This window comes from Piscicoccus intestinalis NBRC 104926 (genome assembly GCF_001515525.1).
Classification (GTDB): domain Bacteria; phylum Actinomycetota; class Actinomycetes; order Actinomycetales; family Dermatophilaceae; genus Kineosphaera; species Kineosphaera intestinalis.
In genome coordinates this window covers 1-15,348 of record NZ_BCNQ01000014.1, presented here as the reverse complement: position 1 = coordinate 15,348, position 15,348 = coordinate 1, and the positions used below count along the sequence as shown (strand labels likewise).

The following is a 15,348-nucleotide window of genomic DNA, read 5'->3' as shown; positions in this document are numbered from 1 at the left end:
GGCGCGCCTACACCGGCTCCGGGACCCGCTCGCTCTCGCGCACCGGGCCCGGCGGGGTGCCGTCGCCGAAGGGTCGCCCGCCCAGCGCCTCGCGGCTGTGCGGCGTGAACCAGCCGCTCAGGTCCGGGCCGAGCGGCACGATGCCGCTGGGGTTGAGGTCGCGGTGCACGACGTAGTAGTGCTCCTTGATCTGCGCGAAGTCGATGGTGTCGCCGAATCCCGGCGTCTGGAACAGGTCGCGCGCGTACCCCCACAGCGCCGGGAACTCGATGAGCTTGGCCCGGTTGCACTTGAAGTGGCCGTGGTACACGGGGTCGAAGCGCACGAGCGTCGTGAAGAGTCGCACGTCGGCCTCCGTGATCTGCTCACCCATGAGGAACCGGCGGGTGGTCAGCCGCTCCTCGAGCCGGTCGAGGGCGTCGAACAGCCGGGTGAACGCCGCGTCGTAGGCCTCCTGGGAGCCGGCGAAGCCGCACCGGTACACGCCGTTGTTGACCTCGGTGTAGACGAACCGCATGACGTCGTCCATCTCGGCGCGCAGCTCCTGCGGGTACAGGTCGGGCGCGCCGTCGCGGTGGTAGCGGGTCCATTCCGTCGACAGGTCGAGGGTGATCTGGGCGAAGTCGTTGGTGACGACCTTGCCGGTGCTCTCCTCGACGATCGCGGGAACCGTGATGCCGCGCTCGTAGTCGGGGAAGCGCGCGAGGTAGGCGTCCTTGAGCTTGGGGATGCCCAGCACCGGGTCGAGCCCCCCGGGGTCGAGGTCGAAGGTCCACGAGTCGGCGTCGTGCGTGGGTCCGGGCGTGCCGAGGGAGAGCACGTCCTCCAGGCCGAGCAGGCGCCGCACGATGATCGCGCGGTTGGCCCACGGGCAGGCGCGGGCCGCGACGAGACGGTACCGGCCCGGCTCCACGGGCCATTCGCGCTCGCCCGCGCCGTCGGCGGTCACCCGATCGGAGATGTAACGCTCGTCACGCGTGTACTCCTTGCCGGGCACCGAGTAGACCCCGCCCGTGGAGTGTTCCTCGTCGCTGCGCGTCTCGGGTCGGCCTTGCTCGCCCATCACGCCCTCCTGTTCCTCTCGTCCTGTCAAGCAATTCGACTGAACTGCAAGTGATTCCGCCTTAAGCGGGCGACCAGCCACGATGCCCGCCCGACCCTCGCGCCCAGCCTGTCGAGCCGGTCGGTGTGGGTGCCGCCGATCGCCTCCGCGCCGCTCACCCGCGCCGGCGAGCCCGTCTCGATCCTGCCCCGATCATCGCGGCACCGCCGCCGCGGGGGGCCGGTGGCCTCCGCCGACTCCGTATACATGATCCGTCATGTATGCGTCCGTGGGAGCCGGGCGGGCGGATCACGCTGTCGCACATCACCTACCGTTTAGGGCATGCACCTGCTGGAACCTGCGGTGAAGCCATACGACTGGGGATCGCATCGCACGATCGCCGAGCTGCAGGGTCGCCCGTCGCCGACGCCGGGCCCGGAGGCCGAGTTGTGGATGGGGGCGCACCCCGCCGGTCCGTCGATCGTGCGGGCGAACGGCAGCTCGCGCGGCCTCGACGAGGTCGTCGCCGCGGATCCGGCCGCCGCGCTCGGGGCCGAGCTCGCCGACCGCTTCGAGGGCCGGCTGCCGTTTCTGCTCAAGGTGCTCGCCGCCGAGAAGGCGCTCTCGATCCAGGTGCACCCCGACCGGCAGACGGCCCGAGCGGCCTTCCGCGCCCAGAACGGCGACGACGGCAACTATGTCGACGACTGGCCCAAGCCGGAACTGCTCTGCGCGCTGACGCCGTTCGAGGCGCTCGCGGGGTTGCGCGAGCCCGGTGAGGCGGCCGGCCTGCTGCGCGGCCTGCGCGTGCCGGCGCTCGACCCGGTCGTGCGGCGGCTGGAGGTCGGTGACGACGCCGGCCTCGTCGACGCGCTGCGCATGCTGCTCGACGTGCCGGAGGCCGACCGCGCCGGGCTGCTGCGCGACGTCGTGGGCGCCTGCCGCGAACAGGCCTGGAACGAGGGGGAGCACGCCGACGCCTACGAGGCGCTGCTGCGCATCGCCGACGACCACCCCGGTGATCTCGGCGCGATCGCCTCGCTGCTGCTCAACCACACGGTGCTGCAGCCGGGGGAGGCGATCTTCATGGCCGCCGGCGGGCTGCACGCGTACCTGCGCGGCGCCGGCGTGGAGATCCTCGCCAACTCCGACAACGTGCTGCGCGCCGGGCTGACGAGCAAGCGCATCGACGTCGACGAGCTGTGCCGCATCGTCGACCCCACGGTGGGCGTGCCCGTGCTGCGCCCGCGGCCCGACCACCAGGGCGTGACGAGCTACCCGGTGAGCGTGCCGGAGTTCAGCCTGTACCGGCTGCAGCGCGAGGGCGGCACGATCGAGCTTCCGGGCAGCGGCCCGCGGGTCGTGCTCGTCACCGCCGGGGCCGCCCGGCTCGAGTGCGCCACCGGCAGCCTGTGCGTCGAGCGCGGCGGCTCGGCGTTCATCAGCGCCGCCGACGGACCCGTGTCCTGCGCCGGAGCCGGCACCCTTTTCGTCGCCGGCCCCGGCGCCCTCGAACCGGTGGACTGAGGGCCCGCGCCCCCTGTTGACCCTCCTCGGCGGGCGAGCAGCCGGCTGTGGAGTGGGCTGAAGACGAGAACGGCTTACACACTCGGATCGCGCTGCCCACCGCGCCCTCGTGACCTGCGGTGATGCCCGGCGCCCGCGGCCGCGGCCGCGAGTATGTAAGCCAACTTCGTCTCGACCCACCGACGACCCCCTGTTCCGGGCGTTGCGAGACGCCCGGAACGCCTGGCCGGACGCGACGGGGCCCGCCGATCCGGATCGGATCGGCGGGCCCCGGTGCGTCAACGAGGCGGCTCAGAGGTTGACGAGGTTGGTCGCCTTGGCGTTGGCCAGGCGGGCCTCCACGTCGTTCCAGTTGACGACGTTCCACCACGCCTTGATGTAGTCGGGCTTGACGTTCTTGTACTGCAGGTAGAACGCGTGCTCCCACATGTCGAGCATGAGGATCGGGATCTGCGTGGCCGGCAGCTGCGCCTGCTGGTCGTACAGCTGGGCGAGGATCGGGCGCTTGCCGAGGGTGTCCCACGCGAGGATCGACCAGCCGGAGCCCTGGATGCCCGCGGCGTTCGCCGCGAACAGGGCCTGGAACTTGTCGAACCCGCCGAAGTGCTCCTCAAGCAGGGAGGCGGTGTCGCCGACCGGCTTGTCGCCGCCGTCCGGCGAGAGGTTCTGCCAGAAGATCGAGTGGTTGACGTGTCCGCCGAGGTTGAACGCCAGGTTCTTGGCGATGAGGTTGATGCTCGCCGAGTCGCCGGACTCGCTGGCGGCCTGCAGCTTCTCCACAGCCGTGTTGGCACCGTCGACGTAGGTCTTGTGGTGCTTGTCGTGGTGCAGCTGCATGATCTCGCCGCTGATGTGCGGCTCCAGCGCCGCGTAGTCGTAGGGGAGGTCGGGAAGGACGTATTCGCTCACTGCGTCGCTCCTTGGTCAGCGTCGATAGTGTCGATGGCCTTGTCTGGGCCAGGTGTCGAACTGTCACCTTGCCCAGCCACCCTATGCATGCGCGGGGACACCTGTCATCGGCAGGCCCGGGGCGGGCGCTCGCAGGCGGTCGACACGCAGGCGGCTGTCGAGGCGTCGGCCCGGCTCGCCCCGCCCCGTTCGCGCGTCGGCTCGACCGACAATGGGGCGGTGAAGCGCGTGCGACAGGCCGGGCGGATGCTGTCCGAACCGGGGGTGCGGCGTCAGTCGACGCTCGTGGCGGTGCTCGTCGTGGCCGGCGGCCTCGTCGCGGGCACGCTGCTGCTGCTGACCCTGCTGCACTCGGCGCTCAACGAGGGGCTGCGGGAGACCGCGACCGAGCACGTCTCCTCCGTCGCGCAGGCCGTGGCCGCGCGAGGGCCGGCCGAGCTGACCGAGGACGCCACCGCGCATCTGGTCGGGGCGAGCACGGTCGTGCAGGTCGTCGACTCCGGCGGCGGGCTCGTCTACAGCACCGCCACCACCGGGCAGGTGCTCTCCGGGGTGCGCCCGGAGCCGGGCCACTGGGTGCACGAGGGCGCGACCACCGGCGTCCTGCCCCCCGACGGGCCCTACGTGGTGGCCACCGGGGTCAGCTATGCCGGCGCCGACTACGTGGTGCTCGGCGTCAGCTCCCAGGCCGCGCAGCGTCACGCGCTCGGGGCCACCGCGAGGGCGCTGGGCATCTCGACCCCGCTGCTGGTCCTTCTCGCCGGGCTCGCCACGTGGTGGCTCACGGGTCGGGCGCTGCGGCCGGTGGAGGAGATCCGCCGCGAGGTCGCGCGCATCGAGTACGGGAGGCTGACCGACCGGGTGCCCGTGCCGCGCACCCACGACGAGGTCGCGGCCCTCGCGACGACGATGAACGACATGCTCGCCCGGCTCGAGGCGGCGCAGGCGACCAGCCGCCGCTTCGTCTCCGACGCGGGTCACGAGCTGCGCTCGCCGTTGGCGACCCTCGCGGCGGCCATCGAGCTCGCCGAGCGAGGTGACGACAACCGCGCCGAGCGGACCGAGCTCAACGAGCTCATGGACCGCGAGGTGACCCGCATGCGCCGCCTCGTCGACGACCTGCTCGTGCTCGCCAAGGCCGAGGACCGCGGGCTGCAGTTCGCCCACGACGACGTCGACCTCGACGACGTCGTGGAGACCGAGGCACGTCGGCTGCGCGCCCAGAGCCGACACGCGGTGCGCGCCCACATCGAGCCGGTGCGCGTCACCGGCGACGCCGACCGGCTCACCCAGGTGGTGCGAAACCTCTGCGACAACGCGGAGCGGGCAGCGCGGTCGACGCTCGAGTTGTCCGTGCGTGCCGACCGCGCGCCCGACGGGCGACCCGAGGCGGTGCTCACCGTCGCGGACGACGGCGCCGGCATCGCGCCCGCCGACCGCGAGCGCGTCTTCGGCCGGTTCGTGCGGCTCGACGACGCCCGCGCCCGCTCCGCCGGCGGCTCCGGGCTCGGCCTGGCCATCGTCGAGCAGATCGTCTCCGCCCACGGCGGCTCGGTCTGTGTGATCGACGGCCCCCTGGCCGGCGCCTGCTTCGAGGTGCGCCTGCCGGCCCAGCCGGTCGAGGCTCAGGAGACGGCGGTGATCCGGTAACCCGCCCCGCGCACGGTCTGGATGGAGTGGCGCCCGAACGGCACGTCGACCTTGCGGCGCAGGTAGCCGATGTAGACCTCGATGATGTTGGGTGCGCCGTCGAACGCCGGGTCCCACACGGCCTGCAGGATGTCGGTCTTCGCGACGACGTCCTCGGCGTGCATCATGAGGTGCTCCAGCAGCGCGAACTCCTTGGCGGTCAGCTTGATCGGTGTGCCGTCGCGGTCCACCCGGCGGCGGGCGGGGTCGAGGGTGAGGTCGCCGACGCGGTAGACCGAGGGCCGCTCGGGGGCGCCGCGGCGGATGAGGGCGCGCAGCCGCGCGACGAGCACGACGAAGCTGAACGGCTTGGTGAGGTAGTCGTCGGCGCCAAGTTCGAAGGCGTCGGCCTGGTCGTACTCACCGTCCTTGGCGGTGAGCATGAGGATTGGGGTCCACACCTCGCGGCGCCGCAGCTCCTCGAGCACCTTGTAGCCGTTGAGGCCGGGCAGCATGATGTCGAGGATGATCGCGTCGTAGGCGTTATCCGTCGCCGCCCACAACCCCTCCTTGCCGTCGTGGCACACGTCCACGACAAAACCCTCGCCCCCAAGGCCCCGGCGTAGCACGGTGGCCAGGTTCTCTTCGTCCTCCACGACGAGCACCCGCATCGTTCGTCTCCCCCTCGATCGTCGACCCTCGTCGACCCTCGTGGACCCGGTGCAGGCCGCGCCCGGTGTCGACCCCTGCCCCGACCATAGGCCGCCGCGGGCCGAACCGCACAGAACCAAAGGTCCGTACTGTGCGGTTACCTGCGGCGGTGCGCCGCCGGTTGCACACAGCGGCTGCTGAGACTTCACTCAGTGTTCGCTCAAGCTATTGGACGTCCGACACGGACCGACCTAAAATCCACAACAGCTGTGATGCGATTGGCCTGGCGAGTGAATGTGAGATTCGGGCAGGCGAAGGGGATCCGTTCCACAGCGCAGAGGGCGGGGTATGCCGATCGGCAGCCCGAGCCGCACGGGGACAAGATCGCTGAGGGGAGCGATTGTGGACAACAGCTCGACCGCGGAGCCGACTACGCCGCGAGAGACAGTGGGGGGTGCGCCCGATCACACGGTGGGTCACGTGAACACCGGCACGGGTACCGCCACGAGCCCACCGGAGACGGGGGCCGACGGCCGGGGCCGACCCGCCGTCAGTGTCGTCATCGCCTGCTACAACGGCGAAGACACCCTCGGGGTGCAACTCGACGCCCTCGCCCGCCAGATCGACCCGCCGACGTTCGAGGTGGTGCTCGCCGACAACGGCTCGACCGACGGCAGCGCCGGCCTCGCCCGCTCCTACACCGACCGCCTCGAGCTGCGGGTCGTCGACGCCTCCGACGTCAAGGGCCCCGCCCACGCGCGCAACATCGGAGTCGGTGCCGCCCGCGCCCGCTACATCGCCTTCTGCGACGCCGACGACGAGGTGGCCGACGACTGGGTGCGACAGGCCCACACGGCGCTCGACAGCGGCGAGCACGAGTTCATCGCCGGCCGCGTCGACATCGAGAAGCTCAACTCCGCGGCCACCCGGCGCAGCCGCCAGATGGTGCAGCAGGAGGGCCTGCAGGAGTCGGGCGTGGGCGTCGGGCTCAAGCACGCCGGCGCCGGCAACATGGCCTTCCACCGCGAGGCCTTCGAGCAGGTCGGCGGCTTCGACGAAGCGCTGCGCTGCCTGCAGGACAGCGACCTGTGCTGGCGCATGCAGCTGGCCGGCACCCGCCTCGACTACGTGCGCGACCTGGTCATCTACACGCGCCTGCGCAGCACGGTGCGCGACATGTGCCGGCAGGCCTACCTGTACGGGCGCTCGTTCGCCCAGCTCGAGGGCCGGTACGGCGTCGAGCGGCAGGACAGCCCCGACGATCGCCACGGGCCGGTGCCCGCCGCGGGGCCGAGCGCCCGCGCCGGTCACGTCGACACCCTCGTCCGCCGCGCCCGCCGGGTGCGCGACCTCGGCCTGGGCGGAGCCGCCTGGCAGGTCGCGTGGCACGTCGGTCACCAGGTGGGCAAGCGCGGCGTCCGTCGCCATCCGGTGCACATCCAGAGTCACCAACCCGTCTGAGGCCCGGCCGGGCCGGCAGACGCATCGGGCGTCGACACACACCGCCAGGGGGGCGGCGTCGACGCCATCACGACCACAACACAGGGGGAACAGCATGACGATCACCGAAACGACCTCGGCCGGCGGGGCGACGGGCCTCGCCGACGGCACCGATGCCGCCGACGCCGCGGCGACGACCGGCACGACCGACGCGACCGACGCGACCGCGACCGGCACCGCGCCGGCCGGGGAGACCGCGCAAACGGGCCGCACCGGCTCCGTCGACCTGGCCGTCATCGGCCTCGGTTACGTCGGGTTGCCGCTGGCCCAGGAGGCCTCCCGCGCGGGCCTGCGGGTGCTCGGCATCGACCTCAGCGAGCGGGTCGTCGGCGGGCTCAACGCCGGCCACTCGCACGTCGACGACCTGCACGACGACGACATCGCCGCGATGCGCGCGGCCGGCTTCGAGGCCACCACCGACACGTCCCGCGTGCGGGACGCCGACGTCGCGGTCATCTGCGTGCCGACCCCGCTGTCCGAAGAGGGCGGCCCCGACCTGGGCGCCGTGCAGGCCGCGGTGGCCACCGTGGCCGCCGGCGCGCACCCCGGCATGACGATCGTGCTGGAGTCGACGACGTACCCCGGCACCACCGAGGAGCTCGTGCGCCCGGTCATCGAGGCCACCGGTCACGTCGTCGGGCAGGACATCTACGTCGCGTTCAGCCCCGAGCGCATCGACCCGGGCCGCACCGACTACGGCGCGAAGAACACCCCGAAGGTCGTCGGCGGCTGCACCCGGGCCTGCACGATGAAGGCCGCGGAGTTCTACGGGCGCTTCGTCGACCACGTCGTCACCGTCAAGGGCACCCGCGAGGCCGAGATGGCCAAGCTGCTGGAGAACACCTACCGGCACGTCAACATCGCGCTCGTCAACGAGATGGCGATGTTCTGCCACGAGCTCGACATCGACCTGTGGGAGTCGATTCGGGCCGCCTCCACCAAGCCGTTCGGGTTCCAGGCGTTCTACCCCGGCCCCGGCGTCGGCGGGCACTGCATCCCGATCGACCCGAACTACCTCTCGCACCGGGTGCGCGCCAAGCTCAAGACGAGCTTCCGCTTCGTCGAGCTGGCCCAGGACATCAACGCCAAGATGCCGAACTACGTCGTGCTGCGCGCCGCCGAGCTGCTCAACGACCACGCCAAGGCGCTGCGCGGCTCCACCGTGCTGCTGCTCGGCGTGACGTACAAGCCCGACATCGCCGACCAGCGCGAGTCGCCGGCCGTCGACATCGCCAAGATGTTCGAGGCCCGCGGCGCCCGGGTCGTCTTCCACGACCCGTTCGTGCAGACCTGGCGCATCAACGGGCACAGCCTCGAGCGCGAGCCCGACCTCGACGCCGCGCTCGCGCAGGCCGACCTGACGGTCGTGCTGCAGCCGCACCGCAGCTACGACCTCGACGACATGGCCGCGCGCACACCGCTGCTGTTCGACACCCGCGGCCGGACGCTCGCGGCCGACAACGTGGAACTGCTGTGAACCCGCTGGCCCGGCGGTCCCACTCGTCGGACCGTCCGGGTCCGTCCGGACTCGCCGGCCGCTCGGGTCGCCCGGGTCGCTCGGGCAGCGTGCTCGTGCGGCAGCGCTACGCCTGCGCGTACGAGGAGGGCCCGCGCCCGATTCCGCCGACGCCCCCGGCCTTGCGGCTGGCCCGGCCGGTGCTCGCGCCGGCGACCGTGCGGGCCTGCGCGATCACGCAGGAGCCGGTGCTCGCGCTGACCTACGACGACGGGCCCGATCCGGCGACGACGATCCCGGTGCTCGACGCCCTTGCGCGGCGGCACGTGCGCGCCACGTTCTTCGTGCTCGCCGAGCAGGTGCTGGCGCACCCCGGGGTGCTGCGCCGAATCGTCACCGACGGCCACGAGGTGGCCCTGCACGGCTTCGACCACACCCGGCTGACGACGCTGCCGTTCGCGCAGGCGATCGGGTCGATCCGGCGCGCCCGCGACATCGTCGAGGAGGTCGCCCAGCACCGCGTGCGGTTGTTCCGCCCGGCCTACGGGGCCCAGACCCCCCAGCTCGCGGTCGCCACCCGCGCCCTCGGCCTCGACGTCGTGCTGTGGAGCGCCTGGGCCCGGGACTGGACCGACGAGCCCACCCAGGTGCTCCTCGACCGCGCGATCGGCGCCGCCCACCCCGGCGGCATCATGCTGCTGCACGACGCCTCCGTGGGCGTCAGCGGCTACCGCGGCCGGGGCGCTGTGGGCGAGCCGGGAGCCGGAGCCTTGCCGGGAGCCGGAGCCTTGCCGGGAGCCGGAGTGGAGCCGGGCGCCGGGGGCGAGCCTGGCGCCGGAGGCGCGACTGGCGTTGGGGGCGAGCCGGGCGCCTCGCGGGTGCTGCCGACCTTCGACCGCGGCGCCCTGACCGGCGGCCTCATCGACGAGCTGCGCTCGCGGGGGTACCGGTTCCCGACCGTCTCCGGGCTGGCCCAGCTGGCTCCGGTGGGTCGGATGGTGTGGTTCGAGCGCGCGCCGGCCTGATCCCGCTCGCCCGCGCCTGAGCGCCCCGCCCGCTCGCGGGTGCGCTGAGAGCTCGGGGTTGCGGCTGAAGCCGCCACGCTCGGCTGCGAGCGCATCGCCCGGGAGGCGGACGCCGGGTCTGCGCGTCCGGCTCAGCGGCGCGGGTCGAGGTGGCCGAAGCGCACGCCCGCGTCGAGGAGCCGGGGCAGGGCCCGCGCGTAACCGCGGGCGGTGCCGCCGGCCGGGTGGTTCAAGTGCGCGATGACGATGTCGCCGGGCCGCGCCGCGCCCACGGCGGAGGCGACCTGCGCGGGCGAGAACGTGGCGCCCGCATCGCCGTTGACGCTGAATCCCACGACGGGCGTGCCGATCCGGTGCGCGAGTGCGGCGGCGACCTCGTCGCAGTAGGCCGTACCCGGCCGGAACCACCGCACCCGGGTGCCGGTCACCGCCTCCAGGGCGGGGGTGGCGCCGGTCAGCTCGTCGTAGGCCTGCGCGACGCTGCCGGTGCCGCGGATGCCGTACGCGCTGCGGCCGCTCACCGACAGCGGCAGGTGCCGCCACCCGTGGCTCGCCAGCTTGAACAGCGGATCGGCGGCGAGTTCGCGCGTCTGCGAACGGTTCGCCGCGATCCAGCGGGCGTTGAGGAAGAGCGTCGCGGGCACCCGCAGGCGTCGCAGGGTGCCGATGAGCGCGGCGTCGTAACCGCTGCCGGCCGGCCCGCCGCACGCGTCGAAGGTCAGCACCACGCGACCCGCGGAGACGGCCCGCGGCCCGGCGCTCGTGATCGCGCCGCTCGTGCGCAGCCCCCACTGGCGCGGTCGACGTCCGCCGAAGTCGGCGACCGCCCGGGCCCGCGTGAGCCGCTCGCCCCCCCCTCCAGCGCTCCGCGCGGGGCGCCCGGAGGCCGATGCCTCAGAGCGTCCCACCGCCAACTCCCCGCCGGCCCCGCCGCTCGGCTGCCCGAGGGCACCGGCCAGCGGCCCGGCGAGCGGCCCCCCAAGGCCACGCGCCAAGCCCTCTGCGGCGAGCGCCGCGGCAGCGGCCGCGGCGGCGGACAGCACTGTCCGGCGGGTCGGCATGCCGCGACGCTAGGCGCCTCCGCGGCGGGTGTGGGTCGCTTCCTGAACGATCGTTCAACAACGTCGGCGCGTGCGCGCGACCTGCGCACTGTCCGATTCGCGACCTGACGAACCGGTGCGCGGGCGAACCCTGCTGCGGCACCGGCTCCTTCGCCGTCGGTCGCGTGGCCGGCGGCGTGATCGGGGGCTCGCCGCGAGCCGCGCGGGCGGGCAGGCTTAGTTTTGAAGCCGTGGGCGACTTCCCGGCCCATCTCACCCGCCGAGACGCAGCGGGCGAGTCGGGGAGAGCGCCCGCCTCCGGACAGCGACACGAAGGATGACATGACCAGCACCTCGCCCCGCATCGACTTCCACGACGGCCACTCGATCCCGCAGCTCGGGTTCGGGGTCTGGCAGGTCGACGACGCGGTCGCCGAGCGGGCCGTCGGCCAGGCCCTGACCGCCGGCTACCGGCACATCGACACCGCCGCGATCTACGGCAACGAGGCCGGCGTCGGCCGCGCCCTCGCCGCCGCCGACGTGCCCCGCGACGACGTGTTCGTCACGACCAAGCTGTGGAACGCCGACCAGGGGTACGACTCCACGCTGCGAGCCTTCGACACGTCGATGGGCAAGCTCGGCCTCGACGTGCTCGACCTCTACCTCATCCACTGGGCGATGCCGTTCAAGAAGCAGTACGTGCCGACCTGGCGAGCCATGATCGAGTTGCAGCGGCAGGGCCGCATCCGCTCGATCGGGGTCTCGAACTTCCCGGAGGCCGAGCTGGAGACCCTCATCGAGCAGACCGGGGTGACCCCGGTCATCCACCAGATCGAGTTGCACCCCTACCTGACCCAGGCGCCGATGCGGGCGGTCGATGCCCGGCACGGCATCGTCACCGAATCGTGGTCGCCGCTGGGGTCGGGCAAGGGCCTGCTCGACGACCCGATCCTGCGCACGGTCGCCAGCAAGCACGACGCGACGCCGGCGCAGGTCGTGCTCGCCTGGCACCGCGCCCACGGGCTCGTCGTCATCCCCAAATCGGTGACGCCGCAACGGATCGTCGAGAACTTCGCCTCCCTCGACGTGCAGCTCGACGAGGCCGACCTCGCGATGATCGACCGGCTCAACCGCGACGAGCGCACCGGCCCCGACCCCGCGACGATGACCTTCGAGGGCGAGGCCTCGCTGCCGCGGCGCGTCGTCGGGCGGCTCGCGCGCGAGGTCCGCTCCCGGCTGCCTGGCCGCTGACCCGCCGGCACCCGCGAAGGTTTTGCCATAACGACGATCCCGTTGCGACTCACATCAGCCGCTTAAGCCGCTGACCTGCGCAGATACCGATGGTACTCGGTCGGCCCGCGCAACGGGATCGTCGATATGGCGAATTCCCCGAGCGCGTCGACGACCCCGGCCGTCGTCCGCGCGCTCCCCGGGTGGTTCTCGGTGAACCCTTGACAGGCTCGGGCTGGAGACTACGCTCCGATTGTCGACAATCAGACACAATGGCTCGCTTTTCGAGCCGTCGCGATCGTCGCGGGCGTGGCCGCGTACACCCGGGGGAGCCCCGGTGCCGTGCCCAGCAAACTGCCGCACGCGCGAGCACCGCGCACATCGACCAGCGAATCCGCCCCGGCGTGAGGAGTCCCGATGTCCGACCGACCCAGCCACGCAGAACGGGCGCGCCACGAGCCGGACGCGCCCCCGGAGGCCGACCGCTCGACCCTGCGGCGCGCCATCGGGGCCAGCGCGATCGGCAACGCGGTCGAGTGGTTCGACTACGGCGTCTTCGCCTACGGCGCGGTGATCATCTCGCAGGTGCTTTTCCCCGAGGAGGCCACCGGCGCCCTCATCTTCACGCTGCTGGCGTTCGCCGTCTCCTTCATCATGCGTCCCATCGGCGGCATGGTCTGGGGCCCGCTGGGCGACAAGATCGGCCGCAAGAAGGTGCTGGCCGCGACGATCATGCTCATGGCGGCCGCGACGTTCTGCATCGGCCTCATCCCGTCGTACGCGGCGATCGGCATCGCGGCACCGGTGCTGCTCTACCTGCTGCGCATGGTGCAGGGCTTCTCCACCGGCGGCGAGTACGGCGGCGCCGCGACGTTCATGGCCGAGTACGCGCCCGACCGCAAGCGCGGGTTCTACGGCAGCTTCCTGGAGTTCGGCACGCTGGCCGGCTTCAACGGCGGCGCGCTGCTCATGCTCACGCTGACGTGGAACCTCTCGACGGCCCAGATGCTCGACTGGGGCTGGCGCATTCCGTTCCTCATCGCCGGGCCGCTCGGTCTCATCGGGCTGTACCTGCGCAGCAAGATGGAGGACACCCCGGTCTTCCGCGAGCTGGAGGCGGGCACCGACACCACCGACGAGCGGGTGCTGGACAAGTTCAAGGACCTGTTCACCACGTACCTGCCGATCATGCTGCGCCTGGGCGCGCTGGTCATCGCGCTGAACGTCATCAACTACACGCTGCTCAGCTACATGCCGACGTACCTGCAGACGACGATCGACCTGACCGACAGCCACGCGCTGATCATCCCGATCGTCGGGCAGTTCGCGATGATGGCCGTGCTGCCGTTCGTCGGGGCGCTCTCGGACCGCGTCGGGCGCAAGCCGCTGTGGATCGGCTCGCTCGTGGCGTTCATCGTGCTCGCCGTGCCGCTGTATCACTTCATGGCGCAGGGCTTCACGCAGGCGATGATCGCGTTCACGATCCTCGGGCTGCTGTACACCCCGCAGCTGGCGACGATCTCGGCCACGTTCCCGGCGATGTTCCCCGCGCACGTGCGCTACGCCGGGCTGGCGATGGGCTACAACATCGCGACCTCGTTGTTCGGCGGCACCGCGCCGCTGGTCAACGAGTCGCTCATCGACGCGACCGGCAACACGCTGATCCCCGCGTGGTACATGGTCGGAGCCTGTGTGGTCGGCCTCGTCGGGGCCGTGACGATGATCGAGACCAAGGGTGTCTCGGTGCGTGGGACGGACATTCCGGGGACCGGGCCGATCCCGGTGGCGGCCGGCCAGGAGCACCGCGGGTAGCCGCTCGGGTCGGCCGTGCAGGCACCCCGCGGCGTGACAGGATCGACGGCGGGAACACCCCAAGCATGACGACGTGGAGCAGGTGACGATGAGCAACGCAGTGGTCGACCAGGTGAGCAAGCAGCTCTTCATCGGTGGGCAGTGGGTCGACGCGCAGGATTCGGCGACGTTCGAGGTCCTCGACCCGGCGACGGGCGCCGTGCTGTGCGAGGTGGCCGACGCCTCCCCGGCGGACGCCCGCAAGGCCCTCGACGCGGCCGTCGCGGCCCAGGCGGAGTTCGCGGCGACGACGCCGCGGCAGCGCGCCGACATCCTCACCCGCGCGTTCGAGCTGCTCATGGAGCGTCAGGACGAGCTGGCCGAGCTGATGACCCGCGAGATGGGCAAGCCGTTCGCCGAAGCCCAGGGCGAGATCGCCTACGCCGCCGAGTTCTTCCGGCACTTCGCCGGGGAGGCGGTGCGCATCGACGGCGGGTACGCCACCGCCCCCGCTGGCGGGGCGCGGTTCCTGCTCACCAAGCAGCCCGTCGGCCCGTGCCTGCTCATCACGCCGTGGAACTTCCCGATGGCGATGGGCACCCGCAAGCTCGGTCCGGCGATCGCCGCGGGCTGCACGAGCGTGGTCAAGCCGGCCCATCAGACTCCGCTGTCGATGCTCGCGCTCATGGAGGTGCTCAAGGAGGCGGGGCTGCCCGACGGCGCCGCGAACTGCGTGACGACCACGCACTCCGGGGCCACGATGGAGCCGCTGATCCGTTCGGGGCTGGCGCGCAAGCTGTCGTTCACCGGCTCCACGAAGATCGGCAAGATCCTGCTCGAGCAGTGCGCCGACAAGGTGCTGCGCACGTCGATGGAGCTCGGCGGCAACGCGCCGTTCCTCGTGTTCGAGGACGCCGACCTCGACGAGGCGGTCGCGGGCGCGATGCTCGCGAAGATGCGCAACATGGGCGAGGCGTGCACCGCCGCCAACCGGATCTACGTGCACTCCAGCGTCATCGACGAGTTCGGCCGCAAGCTCGCCGAGAAGATGGGCGCGCTGCGGCTCGGGCACGGCATGGACGAGGGCACGAAGGTGGGTCCGCTCATCGACGACGCTGCGCAGGAGAAGGTCGGCGCGCTCGTCCAGGACGCGGTGAGCCGGGGCGCGACCGTGCTCACCGGCGGCTCGGCGCCGCAGGGGGACGGCTACTTCTTCACCCCGACGGTGCTCACCGGCGTGCCGCAGGAGGCCGAGATCGTGCGCGAGGAGATCTTCGGGCCGGTCGCGCCGCTGACGCCGTTCGACACCGAGGACGAGGCGGTCGCCAAGGCCAACGACACCGAGTTCGGGCTCATCGCCTATGTGTTCACCAACGACCTGCGCCGCGGGCTGCGGGTTGCCGAGCGCATCGAGTCGGGCATGATCGGCCTCAACCAGGGCGTCGTCTCCAACCCGGCCGCGCCGTTCGGTGGCGTCAAGGAGTCGGGCCTGGGCCGCGAAGGCGGGCACGTCGGCATCGACGAGTTCCTCGAACTGAAGTACGTCGG

General features: G+C 72.1%; 12 protein-coding genes. 8 read left to right on the top strand and 4 right to left on the bottom strand.

The features are described from left to right. Positions 1–7: 7 nt before the first annotated feature. Complete coding sequence (locus PINTE_RS04160; protein ID WP_068426734.1) at positions 8–1,063, bottom strand: glutathione S-transferase family protein; 1,056 nt, start codon at positions 1,061–1,063, stop codon at positions 8–10. Positions 1,064–1,384: 321 nt separating this feature from the next. Between PINTE_RS04160 and manA the strand changes: the two genes are divergently transcribed. Further along, positions 1,385–2,569, top strand: a complete 1,185-nt coding sequence (manA, locus tag PINTE_RS04150; RefSeq protein WP_068426730.1) for a mannose-6-phosphate isomerase, class I — start codon at positions 1,385–1,387, stop codon at positions 2,567–2,569. A gap of 291 nt (positions 2,570–2,860) precedes the next feature. On the opposite strand, the gene PINTE_RS04145 is transcribed toward manA, so the two are convergent. Then, positions 2,861–3,478 carry a superoxide dismutase gene (locus tag PINTE_RS04145; RefSeq protein WP_068426723.1) on the bottom strand — a complete coding sequence of 206 codons (618 nt, stop codon included), beginning with the start codon at positions 3,476–3,478 and terminating at the stop codon, positions 2,861–2,863. Positions 3,479–3,697: 219 nt separating this feature from the next. Here PINTE_RS04145 and PINTE_RS04140 point away from each other — a divergent pair, with 219 nt between their 5' ends. Continuing rightward, complete coding sequence (locus PINTE_RS04140; RefSeq protein WP_157087073.1) at positions 3,698–5,128, top strand: sensor histidine kinase; 1,431 nt, start codon at positions 3,698–3,700, stop codon at positions 5,126–5,128. Here the strand turns inward: PINTE_RS04140 and PINTE_RS04135 are convergent. Beyond that, positions 5,104–5,778, bottom strand: coding sequence for a response regulator transcription factor (locus PINTE_RS04135; RefSeq protein WP_068426717.1), 675 nt, complete (start codon positions 5,776–5,778; stop codon positions 5,104–5,106). The two genes, PINTE_RS04140 and PINTE_RS04135, sit on opposite strands and share 25 nt — an antisense overlap. 460 nt (positions 5,779–6,238) lie before the next feature. Between PINTE_RS04135 and PINTE_RS04130 the strand changes: the two genes are divergently transcribed. The 3 genes from PINTE_RS04130 (at position 6,239) to PINTE_RS04120 (ending at position 9,739) form a co-directional block, all read left to right on the top strand. Next, a complete protein-coding gene (locus tag PINTE_RS04130; RefSeq protein ID WP_169798452.1) occupies positions 6,239–7,219 on the top strand; it encodes a glycosyltransferase family 2 protein in 981 nt (326 codons plus the stop codon). Positions 7,220–7,313: 94 nt separating this feature from the next. After that, positions 7,314–8,735, top strand: coding sequence for a nucleotide sugar dehydrogenase (locus PINTE_RS04125; protein ID WP_084343206.1), 1,422 nt, complete (start codon positions 7,314–7,316; stop codon positions 8,733–8,735). Between the two features lie 95 nt (positions 8,736–8,830). Next, positions 8,831–9,739, top strand: a complete 909-nt coding sequence (locus tag PINTE_RS04120) for a polysaccharide deacetylase family protein (protein WP_169798451.1) — start codon at positions 8,831–8,833, stop codon at positions 9,737–9,739. 131 nt (positions 9,740–9,870) lie between these two features. Here the strand turns inward: PINTE_RS04120 and PINTE_RS04115 are convergent, their stop codons facing one another. Further along, a complete protein-coding gene (locus PINTE_RS04115) occupies positions 9,871–10,800 on the bottom strand; it encodes a polysaccharide deacetylase family protein (RefSeq protein ID WP_068426708.1) in 930 nt (309 codons plus the stop codon). Positions 10,801–11,121: 321 nt separating this feature from the next. Here PINTE_RS04115 and PINTE_RS04110 point away from each other — a divergent pair, with 321 nt between their 5' ends. From PINTE_RS04110 to PINTE_RS04100, 3 genes are all read left to right on the top strand, one after another. Then, positions 11,122–12,030, top strand: a complete 909-nt coding sequence (locus tag PINTE_RS04110; RefSeq protein ID WP_084343205.1) for an aldo/keto reductase — start codon at positions 11,122–11,124, stop codon at positions 12,028–12,030. Between the two features lie 396 nt (positions 12,031–12,426). Next, positions 12,427–13,821 carry an MFS transporter gene (locus PINTE_RS04105; protein ID WP_217996490.1) on the top strand — a complete coding sequence of 465 codons (1,395 nt, stop codon included), beginning with the start codon at positions 12,427–12,429 and terminating at the stop codon, positions 13,819–13,821. Positions 13,822–13,909: 88 nt separating this feature from the next. Then, on the top strand, positions 13,910–15,348 hold a 1,439-nt coding region (locus PINTE_RS04100; RefSeq protein WP_068426817.1), incomplete at its 3' end, for an NAD-dependent succinate-semialdehyde dehydrogenase.